The organism is Mesorhizobium sp. NFR06, assembly GCF_900115245.1.
Taxonomy (GTDB): Bacteria; Pseudomonadota; Alphaproteobacteria; order Rhizobiales; family Rhizobiaceae; genus Mesorhizobium.
On the sequence record NZ_FOVT01000007.1, the window covers coordinates 137,460 to 153,412 of the forward strand.

General features: G+C 62.6%; 18 protein-coding genes. 8 read left to right on the plus strand and 10 right to left on the minus strand.

What is annotated here, in order from left to right; all coding sequences use genetic code 11:
• Positions 1 to 115: 115 nt before the first annotated feature.
• Together F3H96_RS14960 and F3H96_RS14965 are read right to left on the minus strand one after the other, a co-directional pair.
• The gene (locus tag F3H96_RS14960) at positions 116 to 901 is read right to left on the minus strand and encodes a phosphodiester glycosidase family protein (protein WP_149802504.1); all 786 of its coding nucleotides are present in this window, start codon (positions 899 to 901) and stop codon (positions 116 to 118) included.
• A 69-nt stretch (positions 902 to 970) separates the two neighbouring features.
• Positions 971 to 1,843, minus strand: a complete 873-nt coding sequence (locus tag F3H96_RS14965) for an undecaprenyl-diphosphate phosphatase (RefSeq protein WP_149802505.1) — start codon at positions 1,841 to 1,843, stop codon at positions 971 to 973.
• A 206-nt stretch (positions 1,844 to 2,049) separates the two neighbouring features.
• Between F3H96_RS14965 and F3H96_RS14970 the strand changes: the two genes are divergently transcribed.
• Positions 2,050 to 2,979, plus strand: a complete 930-nt coding sequence (locus F3H96_RS14970; protein ID WP_149802506.1) for a hypothetical protein — start codon at positions 2,050 to 2,052, stop codon at positions 2,977 to 2,979.
• A gap of 58 nt (positions 2,980 to 3,037) precedes the next feature.
• On the opposite strand, the gene F3H96_RS14975 is transcribed toward F3H96_RS14970, so the two are convergent.
• From F3H96_RS14975 to F3H96_RS14990, 4 genes are all read right to left on the minus strand, one after another.
• Positions 3,038 to 3,250, minus strand: coding sequence for a hypothetical protein (locus F3H96_RS14975; RefSeq protein ID WP_149802507.1), 213 nt, complete (start codon positions 3,248 to 3,250; stop codon positions 3,038 to 3,040).
• 148 nt (positions 3,251 to 3,398) lie between these two features.
• Complete coding sequence (locus F3H96_RS14980; RefSeq protein WP_149802508.1) at positions 3,399 to 3,794, minus strand: GFA family protein; 396 nt, start codon at positions 3,792 to 3,794, stop codon at positions 3,399 to 3,401.
• Positions 3,795 to 3,930: 136 nt separating this feature from the next.
• The gene (locus F3H96_RS14985) at positions 3,931 to 4,878 is read right to left on the minus strand and encodes an alpha/beta hydrolase (RefSeq protein ID WP_149802509.1); all 948 of its coding nucleotides are present in this window, start codon (positions 4,876 to 4,878) and stop codon (positions 3,931 to 3,933) included.
• Between the two features lie 107 nt (positions 4,879 to 4,985).
• Positions 4,986 to 5,234, minus strand: coding sequence for a ParB N-terminal domain-containing protein (locus F3H96_RS14990; RefSeq protein WP_149802510.1), 249 nt, complete (start codon positions 5,232 to 5,234; stop codon positions 4,986 to 4,988).
• Positions 5,235 to 5,385: 151 nt separating this feature from the next.
• Here F3H96_RS14990 and F3H96_RS14995 point away from each other — a divergent pair, with 151 nt between their 5' ends.
• The 4 genes from F3H96_RS14995 to F3H96_RS15010 all read left to right on the plus strand — a co-directional run bounded on the left by F3H96_RS14995 (position 5,386) and on the right by F3H96_RS15010 (position 10,158).
• The gene (locus tag F3H96_RS14995; RefSeq protein WP_149802511.1) at positions 5,386 to 7,038 is read left to right on the plus strand and encodes a N,N-dimethylformamidase beta subunit family domain-containing protein; all 1,653 of its coding nucleotides are present in this window, start codon (positions 5,386 to 5,388) and stop codon (positions 7,036 to 7,038) included.
• 68 nt (positions 7,039 to 7,106) lie between these two features.
• Positions 7,107 to 8,402: an aspartate aminotransferase family protein gene (locus tag F3H96_RS15000; RefSeq protein WP_244620019.1), complete on the plus strand. Its 1,296-nt coding sequence runs from the start codon at positions 7,107 to 7,109 to the stop codon at positions 8,400 to 8,402.
• Positions 8,403 to 8,623: 221 nt separating this feature from the next.
• Entirely contained in the window at positions 8,624 to 9,127 is a 504-nt protein-coding gene (locus F3H96_RS15005) for a GNAT family N-acetyltransferase (RefSeq protein ID WP_149802513.1), read from the plus strand.
• A 2-nt stretch (positions 9,128 to 9,129) separates the two neighbouring features.
• Entirely contained in the window at positions 9,130 to 10,158 is a 1,029-nt protein-coding gene (locus tag F3H96_RS15010; protein WP_149802514.1) for a histone deacetylase family protein, read from the plus strand.
• Positions 10,159 to 10,265: 107 nt separating this feature from the next.
• Here the strand turns inward: F3H96_RS15010 and F3H96_RS15015 are convergent, their stop codons facing one another.
• The 3 genes from F3H96_RS15015 to F3H96_RS15025 form a co-directional block, all read right to left on the minus strand.
• On the minus strand, positions 10,266 to 11,534 hold the full coding sequence (locus F3H96_RS15015; RefSeq protein WP_149802515.1) for a cysteine desulfurase-like protein: 1,269 nt from the start codon (positions 11,532 to 11,534) through the stop codon (positions 10,266 to 10,268).
• Positions 11,535 to 11,589: 55 nt separating this feature from the next.
• Positions 11,590 to 12,657: an aldo/keto reductase gene (locus F3H96_RS15020; RefSeq protein ID WP_149802516.1), complete on the minus strand. Its 1,068-nt coding sequence runs from the start codon at positions 12,655 to 12,657 to the stop codon at positions 11,590 to 11,592.
• A 378-nt stretch (positions 12,658 to 13,035) separates the two neighbouring features.
• Positions 13,036 to 13,551 (minus strand): hypothetical protein, encoded by a 516-nt coding sequence (locus F3H96_RS15025; protein ID WP_188131398.1) that lies wholly within the window; start codon positions 13,549 to 13,551, stop codon positions 13,036 to 13,038.
• 38 nt (positions 13,552 to 13,589) lie between these two features.
• On the opposite strand from F3H96_RS15025, the gene F3H96_RS15030 reads away from it, so the two are divergent.
• A complete protein-coding gene (locus tag F3H96_RS15030; RefSeq protein WP_149802517.1) occupies positions 13,590 to 13,850 on the plus strand; it encodes a hypothetical protein in 261 nt (86 codons plus the stop codon).
• Between the two features lie 30 nt (positions 13,851 to 13,880).
• Positions 13,881 to 14,045 carry a DUF1127 domain-containing protein gene (locus tag F3H96_RS15035; RefSeq protein ID WP_149802518.1) on the plus strand — a complete coding sequence of 55 codons (165 nt, stop codon included), beginning with the start codon at positions 13,881 to 13,883 and terminating at the stop codon, positions 14,043 to 14,045.
• Positions 14,046 to 14,254: 209 nt separating this feature from the next.
• Here F3H96_RS15035 and F3H96_RS15040 read toward each other — a convergent pair whose 3' ends face one another.
• A complete protein-coding gene (locus tag F3H96_RS15040; RefSeq protein ID WP_149802519.1) occupies positions 14,255 to 14,761 on the minus strand; it encodes a DUF1993 family protein in 507 nt (168 codons plus the stop codon).
• A 141-nt stretch (positions 14,762 to 14,902) separates the two neighbouring features.
• Here F3H96_RS15040 and F3H96_RS15045 point away from each other — a divergent pair, with 141 nt between their 5' ends.
• A complete protein-coding gene (locus tag F3H96_RS15045; protein WP_149802520.1) occupies positions 14,903 to 15,952 on the plus strand; it encodes a DUF1176 domain-containing protein in 1,050 nt (349 codons plus the stop codon).
• The last annotated feature ends 1 nt before the right edge of the window (position 15,953 follow it).

Here is a 15,953-nt window from a genome sequence, read left to right on the forward strand (position 1 = left end):
ACGGCGCCGCCGGACAATCAGGCCATTCCTAACGAGAAATTACCAACAAAGTTTGAATCAAAATTTACCTTTGGCGCGGCCGAGCGATTCGCCGCGGCGGCGAAAGAGGTTCTTCTTACCGTCTGAACACGCCGATCATCGGCCCGAGATTCCAGAAATCGTCGTTGCGGCCGATGGCCGGCGCGTAGAGGCTCGAAATAGAGCCGTCGAGAAAGAGCGCGTTCGGGCAGCCGAGCTCATCGCGGAACAGCCGCGCGAATTCGTGGAAGGTCACGACATCGTCCGAGATCGCGAAGACCGCGACGCCGTCGGCGCGCACGCCCACGCCATCGCGGATCTTGCGCGAGGCGCTGTCGGCCTGGAATTTCGGATGCAACTTGCCGTCGATGACCAGCATCGGTCCGGACTGGGTAGCATAGTCGACCCGCGGCGGGCGCTTCAGATAATCCCTCGTCGCGCGAACGCCGGCATTGTCTCCGCTGATATAAAAGATGCCGTTGGGCTGCATCGAAAAATTGCCGGTGCCTGCCCCGCTCTTCGCCGACGTGAGCTGTTGGCCGCGCTCGACATAGAGCCCGACCGGGGCGAGGTCGGGATGGTACATGCCGGCATTGATGCCGAAAAGCATGGTGCGCCCGGTCGCTTGCTGCGCACTGCGCAAATTGTGCAGCGAGCGGTAGAGCTCGCCATCCTTGTTTTTCCAGAAAAGCTCGATGGAAAAATGTTTCGGATCGGTTTCGCAGACGAGGTAGGTCGCGTTCTCGAAACTCTGGCTGCGGCACGGCGGCAGTGCCGCCAGCCATTGGCCAAGGCCCATGGCCGCGCCAACGGCGGCCGGCAGCGCCGACTTCACCAGCATGGCCAATAAAGGCACCGATTGCAGCAGCGTCGAAATATCCATGCCGTTATCCGAGAAACCCGGCGAAGCGGCGCACGCCGCGTGCGCGAGCCGCCGGCAATGCAGAGTCGGCTAGGACAGCCATCCCAGGGCCAGGCCGATCAGCAGCACCACGCCGAGCAGGCCGCGATAGATGACAAACGGCCAGGCGGAGAACCGTTCGAGCACGCGCATCAATCCCCATATGGCGAAGAAAGCCGAGATCGAGGCGACGACGAGGCCGACGGCCAGGATCGACCAGCCATGCGCGTCGAGATGCACCTTGTGCAGTTCATAGAGTTCCTTGAGGCCGGCCAGCGCGATGGCCGGCAAGCCGAGCAGGAACGACAGGCGCGCTGCCTCGGGCCGGGCGAAGCCCAGCCCCATCGCCGCCGTCAGCGTCGAGCCCGAGCGCGAGACGCCTGGGATAAGCGCGCCGACCTGGGCGATGCCCACCAGCAGCGCGTCGAGGATCGATGCCTGGCGCAGCATCAGCTTGTGGGTGGCGAAGATCTCGGCCAGCGCCAGCAGGATCGCCATGGCAATACAGGCCCAGCCGATTACGGCCAGGCCGCGCAACGGCGAATTGCAGGCGTTGAGGACGCCGGAAAGCGCCAGGCCGGCAATGACGATCGGGACGGTGGCAAGCACGATACTGATCGCGAGGCGGAAATGGCGGTCGCCGAAATCGCGGCGCGAGATCGCCGACAGCGATCCGAACAGCACGTCCCTGACGTCGCTCCAGAAATAGCTGACCACCGCCGCCAGCGCCGCCAGCTGCATGGCGGCCGAGAAGGCCGAGCCGGGGTCCTGCCAGCCGAGCACGGCCGGCACGATGCGCATATGCGCCGTGGACGAGATCGGCAGCAATTCGGTGATGCCTTGCACGATGCCCAGAAACGCCACCTTGGCATAACCCAGGCCGACAAAGCCGGTATCCAACCCTTGAGTGCAGACGTCGGTCATCTCAACCCTTTTTTCAGCGCCCCGGTACCTGCCCGAGGCAAAAGTGAATCGTCATTCGTAAAGCCCCTCAAGGACAGGCTTAGCCTCACGATAGCGTGATTCCAACTCACGGATTTGTAAGGCGTCGCTAATCCTGCTTGACAAGCTGCGTCGTCATATTATTCTCCGCTAATCTTACACTGTAAGGCAATCGGAGGAGGATCATCATGTCGACAGCCGCCCTCTCGGAACTGCAGCCGGTCGTGCCGCCGCAAACGCATGTTGCGGAAATCGCGATCGAAGAGGTATCGCGCGACATCAGCCGCGCCATCGAGCGCGCCGAAGTCGCCGCATGGCTCGACCTTTACGAAGCCGCGCCCGCGGATTTCAGGGCACAGCAAGGGTTGTCGATCGCGAGCGACGGCGACCTCGTCTGGACGACGTGCACGACAATCCCGTTCATTCATTTCAACTGCGTGAAGAATATCGGCGTCGACAGTCCGGCGACGGAAGAACAGGTCGACTCGCTGCTTGCGCACTATCGCGATGCGGGCATCATGCGGCCGTGGTTCTACACCAATCCGCATACCGCGCCGTCGCGCCTGAGGTGCTGGCTGGAGGCACGCGGCCTGCAGCATCAAGGCGGCTGGGAGCGCATCTATCGCGACGCGACGCCGCTGCAGGATGAACCGCTGTTCCCGGCTGATCCGCTTATCCCGGTTGACGATCCCGTGATCGAGGAGGTGACGCCCAAGACAGCTTCGGAGTGGGCCTCTTTCATTGATGCCAATTACCGGCTCCCCACCTCGCCCTGGCTCACGGCACTTGTCGGCCGAAAGGGTTGGCGTCACTACATGCTGAAACGTAAGGGGGCGGTCGCCGCGGTGCGCTCGCTCTTCATCTCAGGCAGTGCCGCCTGGAGCGGCATCGACGCGCCGGTGCCCGGGATCATGGCGCCGAGCTTCGATCTTGACGCCATGCTTGGCGAAAGGCTGGTTCGCGACGGCATTGCCGCCGGCGCGAAACTTTTTGTCGCCGACATCGAGGCGCCGCTCCCCGATCGCGACGGGCCGGCCTATCGCAACTACGACCGGCTCGGCTTCAAGCTCGCCTATTTGCGCAATCATTACAGCTATCTGCCCGCGACTTCGAGTTGACCCGCGGCTGTTGTCTTTGCGCAACTCTCGCGGGAACCGACATTTTTGGGGGGTCGCCTCAGCGGTAGAGCCACTGCTTCAGACAGCTTCTTGCCACCACATGCGCTGGCGGCACCGAAGCCTGGTCGATGCGAGAATCGTCGCCCGCCCTGGCGCGAGCTTTTTCCAGGAGCAGGCGAAGATCGGCCGGGCGCACACGGTCACGCGCCATCACGAGTTGGATCATCGGGTCGTTCAAAAGCTCGTCCAGGGTGTTGATGCTCTCGCTCATCCGTCGCCTCCTCGATGCCTTCCCGCATGGCGCCTAGATAGGCAGCCAATGATGGCCCGCCAATGACGCTTTGCCGGCTATCTCGTGGATCGAAGATGAAAATTTTGTGCAGGCCCTTTCCTTCCCCCTTGTGGGAGAAGGAACAGTGCTACGCGGGCGGCGCGCCTTCATATTGCGGCAGCCCGTCGTCCAGTTTCACCCATGGCTGCTTCGAGACGGTCCAGAAGTGCATGTCGGGCTTGAATGTGGACGGATCATCGAGCGAACCCGACGTGATGCCGAGAATGCCCCTGGAATCGCGGCGTGAAAACATCGTCGTGCCGCAGACCGAGCAAAAGCCGCGCTTGAGGTCCGGCGTGGAATTGATCGTCGCCACCGGCCCCTCGATGGTCACGTCGTCGATGCGGAACAGCAGGCGGGCGTTGAAGGCCGCGCCGATTGCTCTCTGGCAGATCCGGCAGTGGCAGACGCGCTCGTTGATCGGTTCCGCCTCGGCGCGATAACGCACCGCGCCGCATAGGCATCCGCCCTCATACTTGGTCATCACCAAACACCTGTCTCAAGGAATGCCGGGCACCGTAGTGGCCGGCATGACAGGGTCAATCAAAAAACATTGATGGGATGCGATCGCTTGAGCTGATTCCGCTGGCCGGCTCCCTCAGGCTGCCAGCGGCCAGGATTCATTCACTGACGATCTCGTCCCTGGTCTTCACCTTGGTGACACCGTCGAGGAACGGCAACGTGCTGGCGACCAGTTCCGGCGCGAAGAACACGTCGTAATGCGTACGGTTGGGGATGATCGCCAGCCGGTTCTGCGACAGGTGCTCGCGCATCCAGCCCGCATCCTTCAATCCGCCACCGAGCATCTGGAAGAACTTGATCTCGTGCTCGGGTTTGTACATGTCGCTGTCGCCATAGACGAGCATGACAGGCATCTTCAGCTTCGGCACGTCGGCCGAGAAATCATAGTCCTTGCGCATGAAGGCGCCCAGCGCGTCGAGCAGTTTTGGAAAATCCTCCGGCTTCGGCGCCACGGCGACGTAGGATTTGTACATCGGCGTGTCCTTCATGAACTCGGCGGCCGCCGCGCTCACCTGCGCCTGCTGCGGACGCATCTCGTCATAGAAGCCGTTGGCGGCGTAGCCGGTCGACACCATGACCAGTCGGCGCACCGCTTCCGGATGCTGGACAGCCATGCGGAAGGCGACGCCGCCGCCAAGCGAATAGCCCATGACGTCGACCTTGTCGTAGCCGAGCGCCTTGACGATGGCTGCCATGTCGTCGCCCATCGCCTCAAGGCCAAAAGGCCGTTCGCCGAGCGCGGTGCGGCCATGGCCCTGCAGGTCGACGGCAATCACCGTGCGATGTTCGGCGAATTTCGGCAGGATCGGTGCGAACATGTCGCTCGAACCCAGACCGCCATGCAAAAGGAGCAGCGGCTCACCCTTGCCATAGACGGCGTAGTAGTAGTTGAGGCCGTCGATCGGCAGCAGGCCGGATTTTTCCGGCTTCACGAGAGCTTTGGTTTCGCTGGTCATGGCAGGCCTGGTCTCCTCGGATTGTGCGCTCGGCGAGGCAATGAGAGCCATGGCCGAAGCAAGAATGGCAACGAACAGGGATTTGGGCATTTCAGTCTCCTCTCCGCTTGTGTTGCCCCAAGGACGCGATGAGAGAGCCCAAGCCGACATGGCCCGCTGATTAATTCGCGACAGGAGCGACCCGGAGGAAAGAACGATCAGTGGCGCTTGGCCTGCACCAAATAGGCGTCGATGGTGCTCTCGCCGAGCCATTTCGCGGCTTCGAGCCGATGCAGCCCTTCGACCAGGACATGGCGCTTGCCGTCATGGCGCACCTGGATCGGCGTTTTCATGCCATTCTCGAGGATGTCCTCGGCGAGATGCCGCACGGTCTCGGGGTGCAGTGTCTTGCGCCGCGCCGTCGGCACGTAGATGTCGTCGACCTTGACCTTTTGCACGCGCAGCATGTCGGCTCCCGGGCGTTGAGACATCGCCTTGGGATCAATAATCCGTTTGCCGGATATCTCCAAGCGCAAGTGCCTGCTGGCCCGATGCTTTCCATTTGACGCTCGGGGTGGCCGATGGTCTCAATGGCAGCCTCGTGATCTCAGGTGTTCCTTGACGCAACCGCACACCGAATTCCCCGATTTCGGGCTGACGCCGGAGCAGCGCCGCGAAGCGGTGCGCGGCCATTATTACGAATGGCCCGGGATGGACGGCGAGCGCGGTGAGATCTGGTGCTACAGCGACCGCTTTTCCTATCGCCCGGGCGAGACGGTGACGCTTTTTGTCAGCTCGACAATGCAGCAATTCAGCCTCGCGATCGATCGCGACGGCGGCAGCGAGACCAGTATCTTCCAGGGTGCGGGCCTGTCGGCGCGCTGGCAGGACACGCCCGATCAATGCTCGGTCGAAGGCTGCGGTTGGGAGGCTTCGTTCGAGTTCCGCATCGGCGAGGATTGGCCATCGGGCGCCTATCGCGTCAGGCTTTCGGCGGAAGGTCGCGACGGCAGCTCGATCCACAGCCATCACTTGTTCATCGTCGCGCCCCTGTCCGGCCGCAAGCCCGGCCGCCTGCTGCAGGTCGCCGCCACCGGCACATGGCTGGCCTACAACACCTGGGGTGGCTCCAACCACTATCAGGGCATCACCGGCCCGAACCGGGACCAGTATGCGACCATGGTGTCGACGCAGCGCCCGTGGGGCCGCGGCTTCGTAACATTGCCCAAGGACGCGCCGCGCGTGCCGCTGGAGGTCGCGGTGCCGCCCAAAACCGTGCCGCGCTATCCGCATATGGAATGGGCCTTTGCCACCGGACATTCGAAGAAATATGCCTCTTCCGGCTGGGCGAGCTATGACAGCCATTTCTTCCGCTTCGCCGAGCGCGCCGGTTACCAGGTCGATCTCGCCAGCCAGCACGACTTGCATTTCTCGCCCGAGATCCTTGATGGCTATGACTGTGTCGTCTTCGTCGGCCATGACGAATACTGGACCTGGGAGATGCGCGACGCGGTCGACGCCTATGTCGAGCGCGGCGGACATGCGGCGCGCTTCGCCGGCAATTTCATGTGGCAGACCAGGCTGGAGGACCAAGGCCGCAGGCAAGTCTGCTACAAATACAAGGCGCGCGCGCAAGACCCCGCCTATCGCGGCGGCGACGTTACCCGCGCCACCAACTCCTGGGAAGCGCCGGAGATCGGCCGTCCGGGCAGCGCCACCTTCGGCCTCAACGCCACCAGAGGCGTCTATGCCGGCTGGGGCGGTTGCGCGCCGCGCGGGGTGCGCGGCTTCCCGGTCTACCGGCCTGAGCACTGGGCCTTTGCCGGCACCGGCATCTATTATGGCGACCTGCTCGGCGCCGACAGCCATGCCTATGGCTATGAGGTCGACGGCCTCGATTTCGAGATCCGCGGCGGCTTGCCCTACCCGACCGCGGAGAGCGGCGCGCCGGACGGATTGCAGGTGCTGGCCGTCGGCATGGCGAGCCAGGTCGAGGAGAGCGCCGACATACCGGTCGAGGATCAGTTCCTCACCGACGAGGACGGCCGCGTCACCGCCGAGACTTTGTTCGGCGAGGCCAGCGACGCCAATCTCGACAAGGTCAAGCGCGGCAACGGCATGATCGTCAATTTCCCGCGCGGCAAGGGCGAGGTGTTCCATGCCGGAAGCTGCGAATGGGTCGCCGGGCTGCTAAGGCAGGATCCCATGGTCGAACGCGTGACCAAGAATGTTCTCGACCGCTATCTCGGCCGAGAAAAGGAGAGTGAATAACTGCCGTGAATTCTGCCGAATCCGACCGACGACCGAATCTGTTCCATTTCACCAGGCTGCCACGGCCAATGGTGGACCACGCAGATGGAATATACCTGTGGGACAAGACCGGCCGCCGTTACATCGACGGATCGAGCGGCGCGGTCAATGTCAACGTAGGACATGGCAACCGCAATGTCATTGACGCGATGAAGCGGCAATTGGATCGCGTGAGCTTCGCCTACATCTTTCAATTCGAGAACGAACCGGCCACCGAACTTGCGCGGGGACTTGCCGAGCGGCTGCCAAACGGACTGGACCGCATCTACCTCGTCTCGGGCGGTTCCGAGGCGATCGAAGCCAGCCTAAAGCTCGCGCGCCAATGGGCCGTCGCGACAGGGCAGGACAAGCGCTGGAAAATCATTGGACGCATGCCTTCCTATCACGGCATCACTCTTGGCGCGCTTGCCGTTACCGGTGACGACGTCCTCACCAAGACTTTCGACGCAATTGACCGCCCAATGCCAATGGTGCCTGCCCCGCTTGTCCACCGCGATGCCGACAATCTGTCGATGCAGCAGCGGGGCATCCGCTATGCAGATCTGCTGGAGGAAAAGATCCTGCAGGAAGGTCCGGAAAGCGTGCTTGCCTTTGTCATGGAGCCGATCGGCGGCGCCGCGACCGCCGCCCTCGTGGCGCCCGACAGCTACTACCCACGCATCCGCGAGATCTGCGACCGCTACGGCATCCTGCTCATCCACGACGAAGTGATGACCGGCGTCGGCCGCACCGGCAAATTCCTGGGCGGCGACCATTGGTCCTGCCGGCCAGATATCGTCGCGCTGTCCAAGGGTCTCTCGTCCGGCTATGCGCCGCTCGGCGCTCTTGCCGCGACCCAGAGAATTGTTGGGCCGGTTCTTGAGATGGGCGGCTTCTTGCATGGCCACACATATGGCGGCAACCCGGTCGCTTGTGCCGCGGGCGTGGCGGTCCTTGGCGAGGTTGATCGTCTTGGCCTGATTGCGAATTCAGTCGCCATGGGCGAGTTGCTGAAGGGCGAACTCGAGGCGCTTTCCAGGCGCTTTCCTTTCGTTGCGGACGTGCGCGGCAAGGGGCTGTTCATGGGAGCCGAAATCTACGCGAATCCCGCTACCAGGAAGCCATTGCCGCAAGGCCTCAACGCCAATCTGCGGCTCATCGATCTGGCTTTCGAACGCGGATTGATCATCTATTCGCGACGCGTGCGTGGCGGACCGCCGAGCGACAATTTCATGATTTGCCCACCGCTGATTGTGACCCCGGATCAGATCGGTGAGATCATCGCCGTCCTGGGCGACTCGCTGGCGGCGCTCGCTGCGGAGCTTGACCTGCCGGTGGAAGGTTGAGGGCAACTTGGTTGAGACAAGCCAAGCTGAGATGATGGTGTTGCCTCGCGCCCCCCTCTGTCCTGCCGGACATCTCCCGCACGTGGGGGAGATTGGCCGTCACGATGGCCTTCGCAAATCTCTGGCGATGTAAAGAGGGCGGCGCTAACGCTGCTGATCTCCCCCCTTGTGGGGGAGATGTCCGGCAGGACAGAGGGGGGCGCCTGGACGCCGTACTCTCGATGAGCAAACCCTCGCGAACCGTCAACCTCCGCCCCGGCACGATCGACGACGTCGAAACCATCCACGCCGCGCTTCTGCGTCTCGGCACCCATATCGGCGCGCATCAGGAGATCACCTCCACGCCCGAAGACCTTCGCCGCTACGGTTTCGGCGCAAAGCCCGCTTTCTCGACCTTGATCGCCGAGGTCGGCGGCGAGTTCGCCGGGCTTTGCCTGCATTTCCCGATCTTCTCGACCTGGATGGGCCGGCCCGGCGTCTTCGTGCAGGATCTTTATGTCGAGGATCGCTTCCGCGGCCGCAGGATTGGCGAGAAACTGCTGCGGCGTGTCGCGAAAGAATGCCGCGCGGCCGGCGGTGCCTATTTGAGGTTGTGCGTCGATACCGACAATGAAACAGCCAAAGCCTTCTATGAGAGACTGGGCATCCGCTGGTCGAGTTACGAGCAGGTGCAGAAGATCGTCGGCGACGCCTTTTTCGCCTTTGCCGACACGCCGGAGGAATGACGATGAAAGCCTTCTATGCCGAGGAGCAGAAACGCCATGATCCCAAGGCGTTCCTCTCAAGCGGCGCGCCGCAGCCCAACCCGGAAAAGCCGGAACGCGTCGAAAGATTGCTAGCCGGCGCAAGATCTGCCGGTTTGATGATTGAAAGACCGAAGGACTACGGCCTTGCGCCGGTCGCGGCGGTGCATACGCCTGAATATCTGGACTTCCTCGAACACATTTTTTCCCGCTGGCAGCGCATCGAAGGCGCCTCGGCGGAAGTCATCCCGAACATCCACCCGATCGCCCGCGACGGCTCCTATCCGGCCTCGGCTGTCGGCCAGGCCGGCTACCACATGGCCGACACCGCCTGCCCGATCTCGGCCGAGACCTGGAACAGCGCGCTGTGGAGCGCCTGGAGCGCGGTCGAGGCCGCCGAGGCGGTGATGGCCGGCGCGCCTTCCGCCTACGCGCTCTGCCGTCCGCCGGGCCATCACGCCTTCACCGATGTCGCCGGCGGTTTCTGCTTCATCAACAACTCGGCGGTTGCGGCGCAGGTGCTGCGCAAAAACGCCACCCGCGTCGCCATCCTCGATGTCGACCTGCACCACGGCAACGGCACGCAAGGCATCTTCTACGCCCGTCCCGACGTGCTGACCGTCTCGCTGCACGCCGATCCGGTGCGCTTCTATCCGTTCTTCTGGGGCCATGCCGACGAGCGCGGCGAAGGCCCCGGCCTCGGCTACAATCTCAACCTGCCGCTGCCGCGCAAATCCGGCGACGCGGCCTTCCTCGAGGCGCTGGCCTCAGCCTTCCAGCGCATCCGCGCCTTCACGCCGGAAGCGCTGGTCGTGGCACTCGGCCTCGACGCCTTCGAGGGCGATCCGTTCGGTGGCCTGTCGGTGACGACACCGGGCTTCTCGCGCATCGGCGAGGCCATTGCCGGTCTCGGCCTGCCGACGGTCATCGTCCAGGAAGGCGGCTATCTCTGCGATTCGCTCGGCGACAACCTGACAGCGTTCCTGGCCGGCTTCGGCGCCAAGCAGGGTTAGCCAGCTCCAGGGTAAATCCAGGAAAAGTGTGACACGGTTTTCCGTCCGGATTTGCGTCAAAACAAAGAGATAGAGCGTTCGCCGTTTCCGTGAAACGATGCAAAGCTCTAAGCGCGCGGCTGCCTCAGCATCGCGATCACGCGGTGCGCGCTCTCCAGTGTCTCCTCGATCTCGGCCGCCGTGTTGTAATGGGCAATGCCGATGCGCACGACGCCCTGCTCGGCCGGTATGCCGAGCTGGTGGACGATCTCCCACGCATAATTGTGGCCTGACCACAGGAAGATGTTTTCGGAATTCATCTGCCGCACGATCGTTTCCGGCGCGATGCCGTCGACGGTGAAGGAAACGGTCGGCACCCGCTCGGCGAGACGCTCCGGATCAGTGATGCCGCGGATGGTGAGGCCTTCGATATCCGACAGGCCTTCGATCAGTTGCCATGCAAGCGCATTCTCGTAAGCGATCGACACCTCGAACGCCTTTGCGATCCGTTTTCGCCGCGAAGTGCCTTCGCCGGCGGCAGCGCCGAGATCGGCGAAATAATCGATGGCCGCCGTCAGCCCGGCCATCAGCTCGATCTGCGGCGTGCCGAGTTCGAACCGCTCCGGCAGCGCGTTCGACGAGCAGCGGCATTTGTAAGGCTTGAGACCGTCGATGACGTCGCGGCGGCCCCACAATATGCCCATATGCGGGCCGAAGAATTTATAGGCCGAGCAGACCAGGAAATCGCAGCCGAGCGACTGCACGTCGATCAGCCCGTGCGGCGCGAACTGCACGGCATCGACATAGACCAGCGCGCCGGCCTGCCTGGCGATAGCGGTCAACGTCTGCATGCGGTTTATCGAGCCGGTGAGGTTCGAGGCATAGTTTAGCGCGACAAGGCGCGTCTTCTGCGAAAGCAACGCCTTGAGCGCACCCTCCTCCACCTGCCAGCTCCGCTCGTCGAACGGCAGGAAGCGCACGACAAGGCCGAGATCCTCGGCAAGCTGCAGCCAGGGCGAGACATTGCCTTCATGGTCCATGCGCGTGACGATGATCTCGTCGCCGGCCTTCATCGTGCGGCCGAGCGTGCGCGACATGTGGTAGGTCAGCGTCGTCATATTGGCGCCGATGACGATCTCCTCGACGCTTGGTGCGTTGAGGAAATCGGCCATCGCGGCATGCGCGTCGTCGACCGCTTGCTGCGCCGCGACCGTCGTTTCGAAGAAGCCGCCGAGATTGGCGTTGGTGTTGAGCAGGCAGCGCGACACGGCATCGGCCACTGCCTGCGGCACCTGCGTGCCGGCGGGATTGTCGAGGTAGATGCGGCGGCGCCCGTCATCAGTCAGCGCAAGCGCCGGAAATTTGCCGCGCACGGCCTCGATCGGAAAATCTGCCATCGCCTCCATCCCCCGTTCCCTCAGTGATTTCTTGTCTTTTCTCAACGATTCCCGATCACGGACAAGGATTGCCGACGCGCTGATGGATGGCGTCGACCGCTTTTTGCATCTCTTCCGTCCAGGTGACGTTGGCCGAGGACAGCGCCATGTCGAGCTGGGCGACCGTGGTCGCGCCGACGATGTTCGCCGTCACGAAGGGCCGGCTCGCCACATAGGCGTTGGCGAAGAGCGCCGGCTCCATGCCGAAGGCGCGCGCCAGCTCATTGTATTCGAGCTGAACCTCGGCCGCGTTCGGCGTCTCGTAGCGCTGGCCGCGGTTGAAGAGTTGCGAGCGCGAACCCAGCGGCCGCGCGCCATGATCGTATTTGCCGGTGAGATAGCCCTGCGCCAGCGGCGAATAGGGAAGAAACGCGATCTCCTCGCGCCCACAGACTTCGGCGAGATTCACCTCGAAAGTGCGGTTGACGAGGTTGTAGGCATTCTGCAGCGAGGCGACGCGCGGACCAGCGCCCTTGTCGGCCTCGGCGAGGAAACGCATGACACCCCAGGAGCTTTCGTTCGAAAGCCCGAGATGGCGGATTTTCCCCGCCTTCACCAGTTCCTCGAACACGGCAAGCGTCTCGGCAATCGGCGTTTCGCCGGCGGGAGCGCTTGCGGCGTCGGCTCGCCGCGCCACGGCACCGATGCGCGTCGGGTTCGAGCCCCACGGAATGTTCCGGTCCGGCCAGTGGATCTGATAGAGGTCAATATAATCGGTGCCGAGCTTCGCCAGCGACTTCTCGACCGCGTCGAAAATATCGGCGCGCACCAGCTTAGACGGACGGTCGCCGCGAAACCACGCGTTGGCAGTGCGGCCGACCACCTTCGAGGCGATGATGACCTTGTCGCGGTTGGCGTTGGCCTTGATCCAGCTGCCGATGATCTTCTCGGTTCGCCCTTGCGTCTCCGCCTTTGGCGGGATCGGGTAAAGCTCGGCCGTGTCGATGAAATTCACCCCGCGTGAAAACGCCAGATCCATCTGCGCATAGCCTTCGGCTTCGGTGTTCTGCTGACCCCAGGTCATCGAACCGAGACAGATTTGCGAAACAAGGAGATCGGTCCGACTGAGGCGGCGTTTATGCATGGGGTTTCTCCGGCGGGAGGTCTTGCGCGGCTGCGCGGGGAGGAGGTTGAACGTAGAGCAAAACGCTTGCGTTTTGCAAAGTCGCCCAGTTTCGAGATTGGGCGAAGCGCCAGTCAGTTCGTCATTCTAGGGCGGAGCAAGGAGCGAAACGACGCGCGGAGACCCTAGAATCCATTCCGTTACGCTAAGGCGTTGCAGCGATTGCAGAATTCTACACCGTTGCATTCTACGTCGAAGGTCACGGCATGGATCCTTGGGTCTGCGCTCCGCTTCGCGTCGCTACGCCCAAGGATGACGAATATTGGAGAGGCTCCAGCCAGTTTCGATGGCTTGCGATAGGTCGCCGAAGCGAACAGCTGAAGTCTCTGATGGAGGGAACTATCGCCTCGCTCCGGCCAAGGCCCGTCGCTTGGCCTCGTCGATCAGCATGTTGGCCACTTGCATGCGGATCATGGCGCGCTGGCGCAGATGCGGCGCGACCCGGTCCGGATGGTTGGCGAAGGCGAAATTGCGACGGATGCGGCCGAAATCGGCATTCCTGGCCGGACGGTCGAGGCCGAGCTCGCCGGCAATCGCCTCGGGATCGATCGGCGGCAGCTGTTCCTCCGGCTGGTGCTCCTCGCCGGCAAGCGCCAGTTTTGCCTGGTCGAGAAGCGCCGCGAACTCAGCCGCAAGGTCGGCGCCCGACTCGCGATACTCGGCGGCGACGCTCTCGCCCGCGACCTTGATGCGGCCGGAATGCAGCTCATCGGCCACCGACAGATAGTCGAACGGGATCGACGGTCGGGCGCCCTCCTCGCCTTTCTCCGAAGCGACGATCAGCTCGTCGAGCAACGAAGCGAAATCGAGCTTGTTCCCGGTGCCGATCTCAGCCTCCCCCTGTCGTGACGGCATGCGTTGATGCCGCTGAACATAGGGTGCTCTCGTTAAAAATGAATTCTGCAGACCTTAACAATTGCGGGCTTTTACGCCGGCCGGAGGCATCGAATAAAAAGCCGGGCTGCATTTTCACGCAGTCCGGCAAGGTCGCCAGGAGTGGCGAGGAAAAAGCCAGCCATGTGCCGGCACCGATGCGTACGGTCGAGGTTGCCGAAAAGTTTCACGGAAAATCGATCGTGGCGGATAAATTCGTGCGGCATGGCAGCTATGCAATTGCTGCACTGCACAATTTTAACAAATCGCCTATACTATGAACTCGGGAGGACCAACGGGGCATGTGAGTCATGGGGTTCTTCACTGAAATGTTCGCTCGTCCGAGACCGCAGGAACACCAGCGTTACCGCGCGGCGCTCGCGCTTCTGAATGCGATGAGCAATACCGACCGCGCCGATATCGGCATCAAGCCGGCGGATTTTCCGCGTATCGCGCGCGAAATGTCGATGCGCTGAGGCCGCGCGTCGCCCGAAAGTGTGCCGCGGTTTCGGGCAACGACACGCATCAAAACAAAAGTCGGCCGGCAAAGAGGTTTCCCGGCAGCGCCGGGAAACCGTAGAGCGGTTCCGCGATTGATTGAAACGCTCTAACTTTGGCTTTTACGCAATTCCGGACGGAAAACCGGTCCGCAGTTTTCCTGGAATTGCTCTAAATCATTGCACCGTCAACGATTTCCCAGAAACGTCTGCTTGCCGAGCGGCACGCCGTTGTGGCGCAGGATGTCGTAGGCCGTGGTGACGTGAAAATAGAAGTTCGGCATCGCCACGTGCAAAAGGTACTGCAGGCCGGGCAGCGTGGTTTCACGTCCGCCGAGCCTCACTTCGACCGTCCTGTCCTCGGATCCCTCCAGATCGGCCGCCGAAAACGAGGCCAGATGATCGAGCGTCTTGGCGATCCGGGCCTGTAGCTCGGCAAAGCTCGCTTCATTGTCCTCGTATTTCGGCACTTCGCGACCGGCGAGCCGCGACGGCGCGCCCTTGGCGTGGTCGGTGGCGATCTGCACCTGCCGCGTCAGCGCAAACATGTCGGGCGCCAGCCGCGCCGTAAGAAACACTTGCGGATCGATCTTACGCTCGCCGGCATTCTGCTCCGCCGCCGTCAGGACGCTGGCCAGAGCCTTCAGCCGGGCGGAAAAAACGCCCACCGATATGTCGTACATGGAAATGGTCACGGGTAATCTCCCCAAGCGGCCCAGCGCCGCGGGCCGTGACCTAGCGCCTCCGGCCACGATTCTTCAAGCAGTCATGCTCTGGCGTCACCCCGTCGCCGCAATCGCGATGGTAGTATTTTCGTTATCGAGCGGAGATTCCCGATGAGACGTGTCTTTCTCGCAGCGGCAACCCTGTTCTCCCTTGCCGGTATCGGCCGTTCGGCGCTCGCAGCCGACGCACCATATCTCGATGACAGATCCAGCGCCGAAGCGGTCGTGCGCTCGCTCTATAGCGCCATCAACCGGCACGAGTTTGCCCGCGCCTGGGGCTATTTCGGCGATACAAAGCCGGCAAAGGATTTCGCCGCCTTCGTCAAGGGCTATGACGGCACCGACACGGTGGACGTGAAGACCGGCGCGGTGTCGGATGAAGGTGCTGCCGGCAGCATCTATTACCATGTTCCGGTCGCCATCCAGGCAACCGACAAGAAGGGCGAGGCCAAGGTCTTTGTCGGCTGCTACACGCTCCGCCAGGTCAATGCGCAGATCCAGGAGCCGCCTTTCCAGCCGATCTTCATCGACAAGGGCGCGTTGAAGCCATCGACCGAGGATTTCGACAGCGCCGTGCCGGCAAGCTGTGGCGACGGCCCGCCGCCGCCGAAGAAGGACGAGGCGCTGGAACGGGCCAAGAATGCGTTCCTCGCCACATACGGCGCTCAGTGCGACAAGGAAGACCCGGAGGGCAAGCCGGTCGGCGAACCCACCGTTCATTCCATCCACTACAAGGACAAGGACGCTCAGCCCAACGACCCGGAGCGCGAGACGCGGCTGTTCCGCTTCTTCTGTTCCATGGCCGCCTACAACGAGTCCGCGGTCTACTACATCTATAACGACGTCGACGGAGTGACGCAGTTGCAGTTCACCGAGCCGGAGCTCGACATCCGCTACGAGAACAACAATAGCGAAGGCAAGGTCGAGGGGATCCACGTCATCGGGTTCAAGACGAGCGGCTGGGCGACCAATTCCGACTATGACGACAACACCAAAACCATCACCACACTCGACAAATGGCGTGGTGTCGGAGACGCTTCGTCATCGGGAACCTATCTGTTCCGCAACGGTGATTTCTCGCTCGTCCAGTACGATGTCGACGCATCCTATGACGGCGAGCAAAACCCGCAGACCGTCATCGACTACAACACAGCACCCTGAG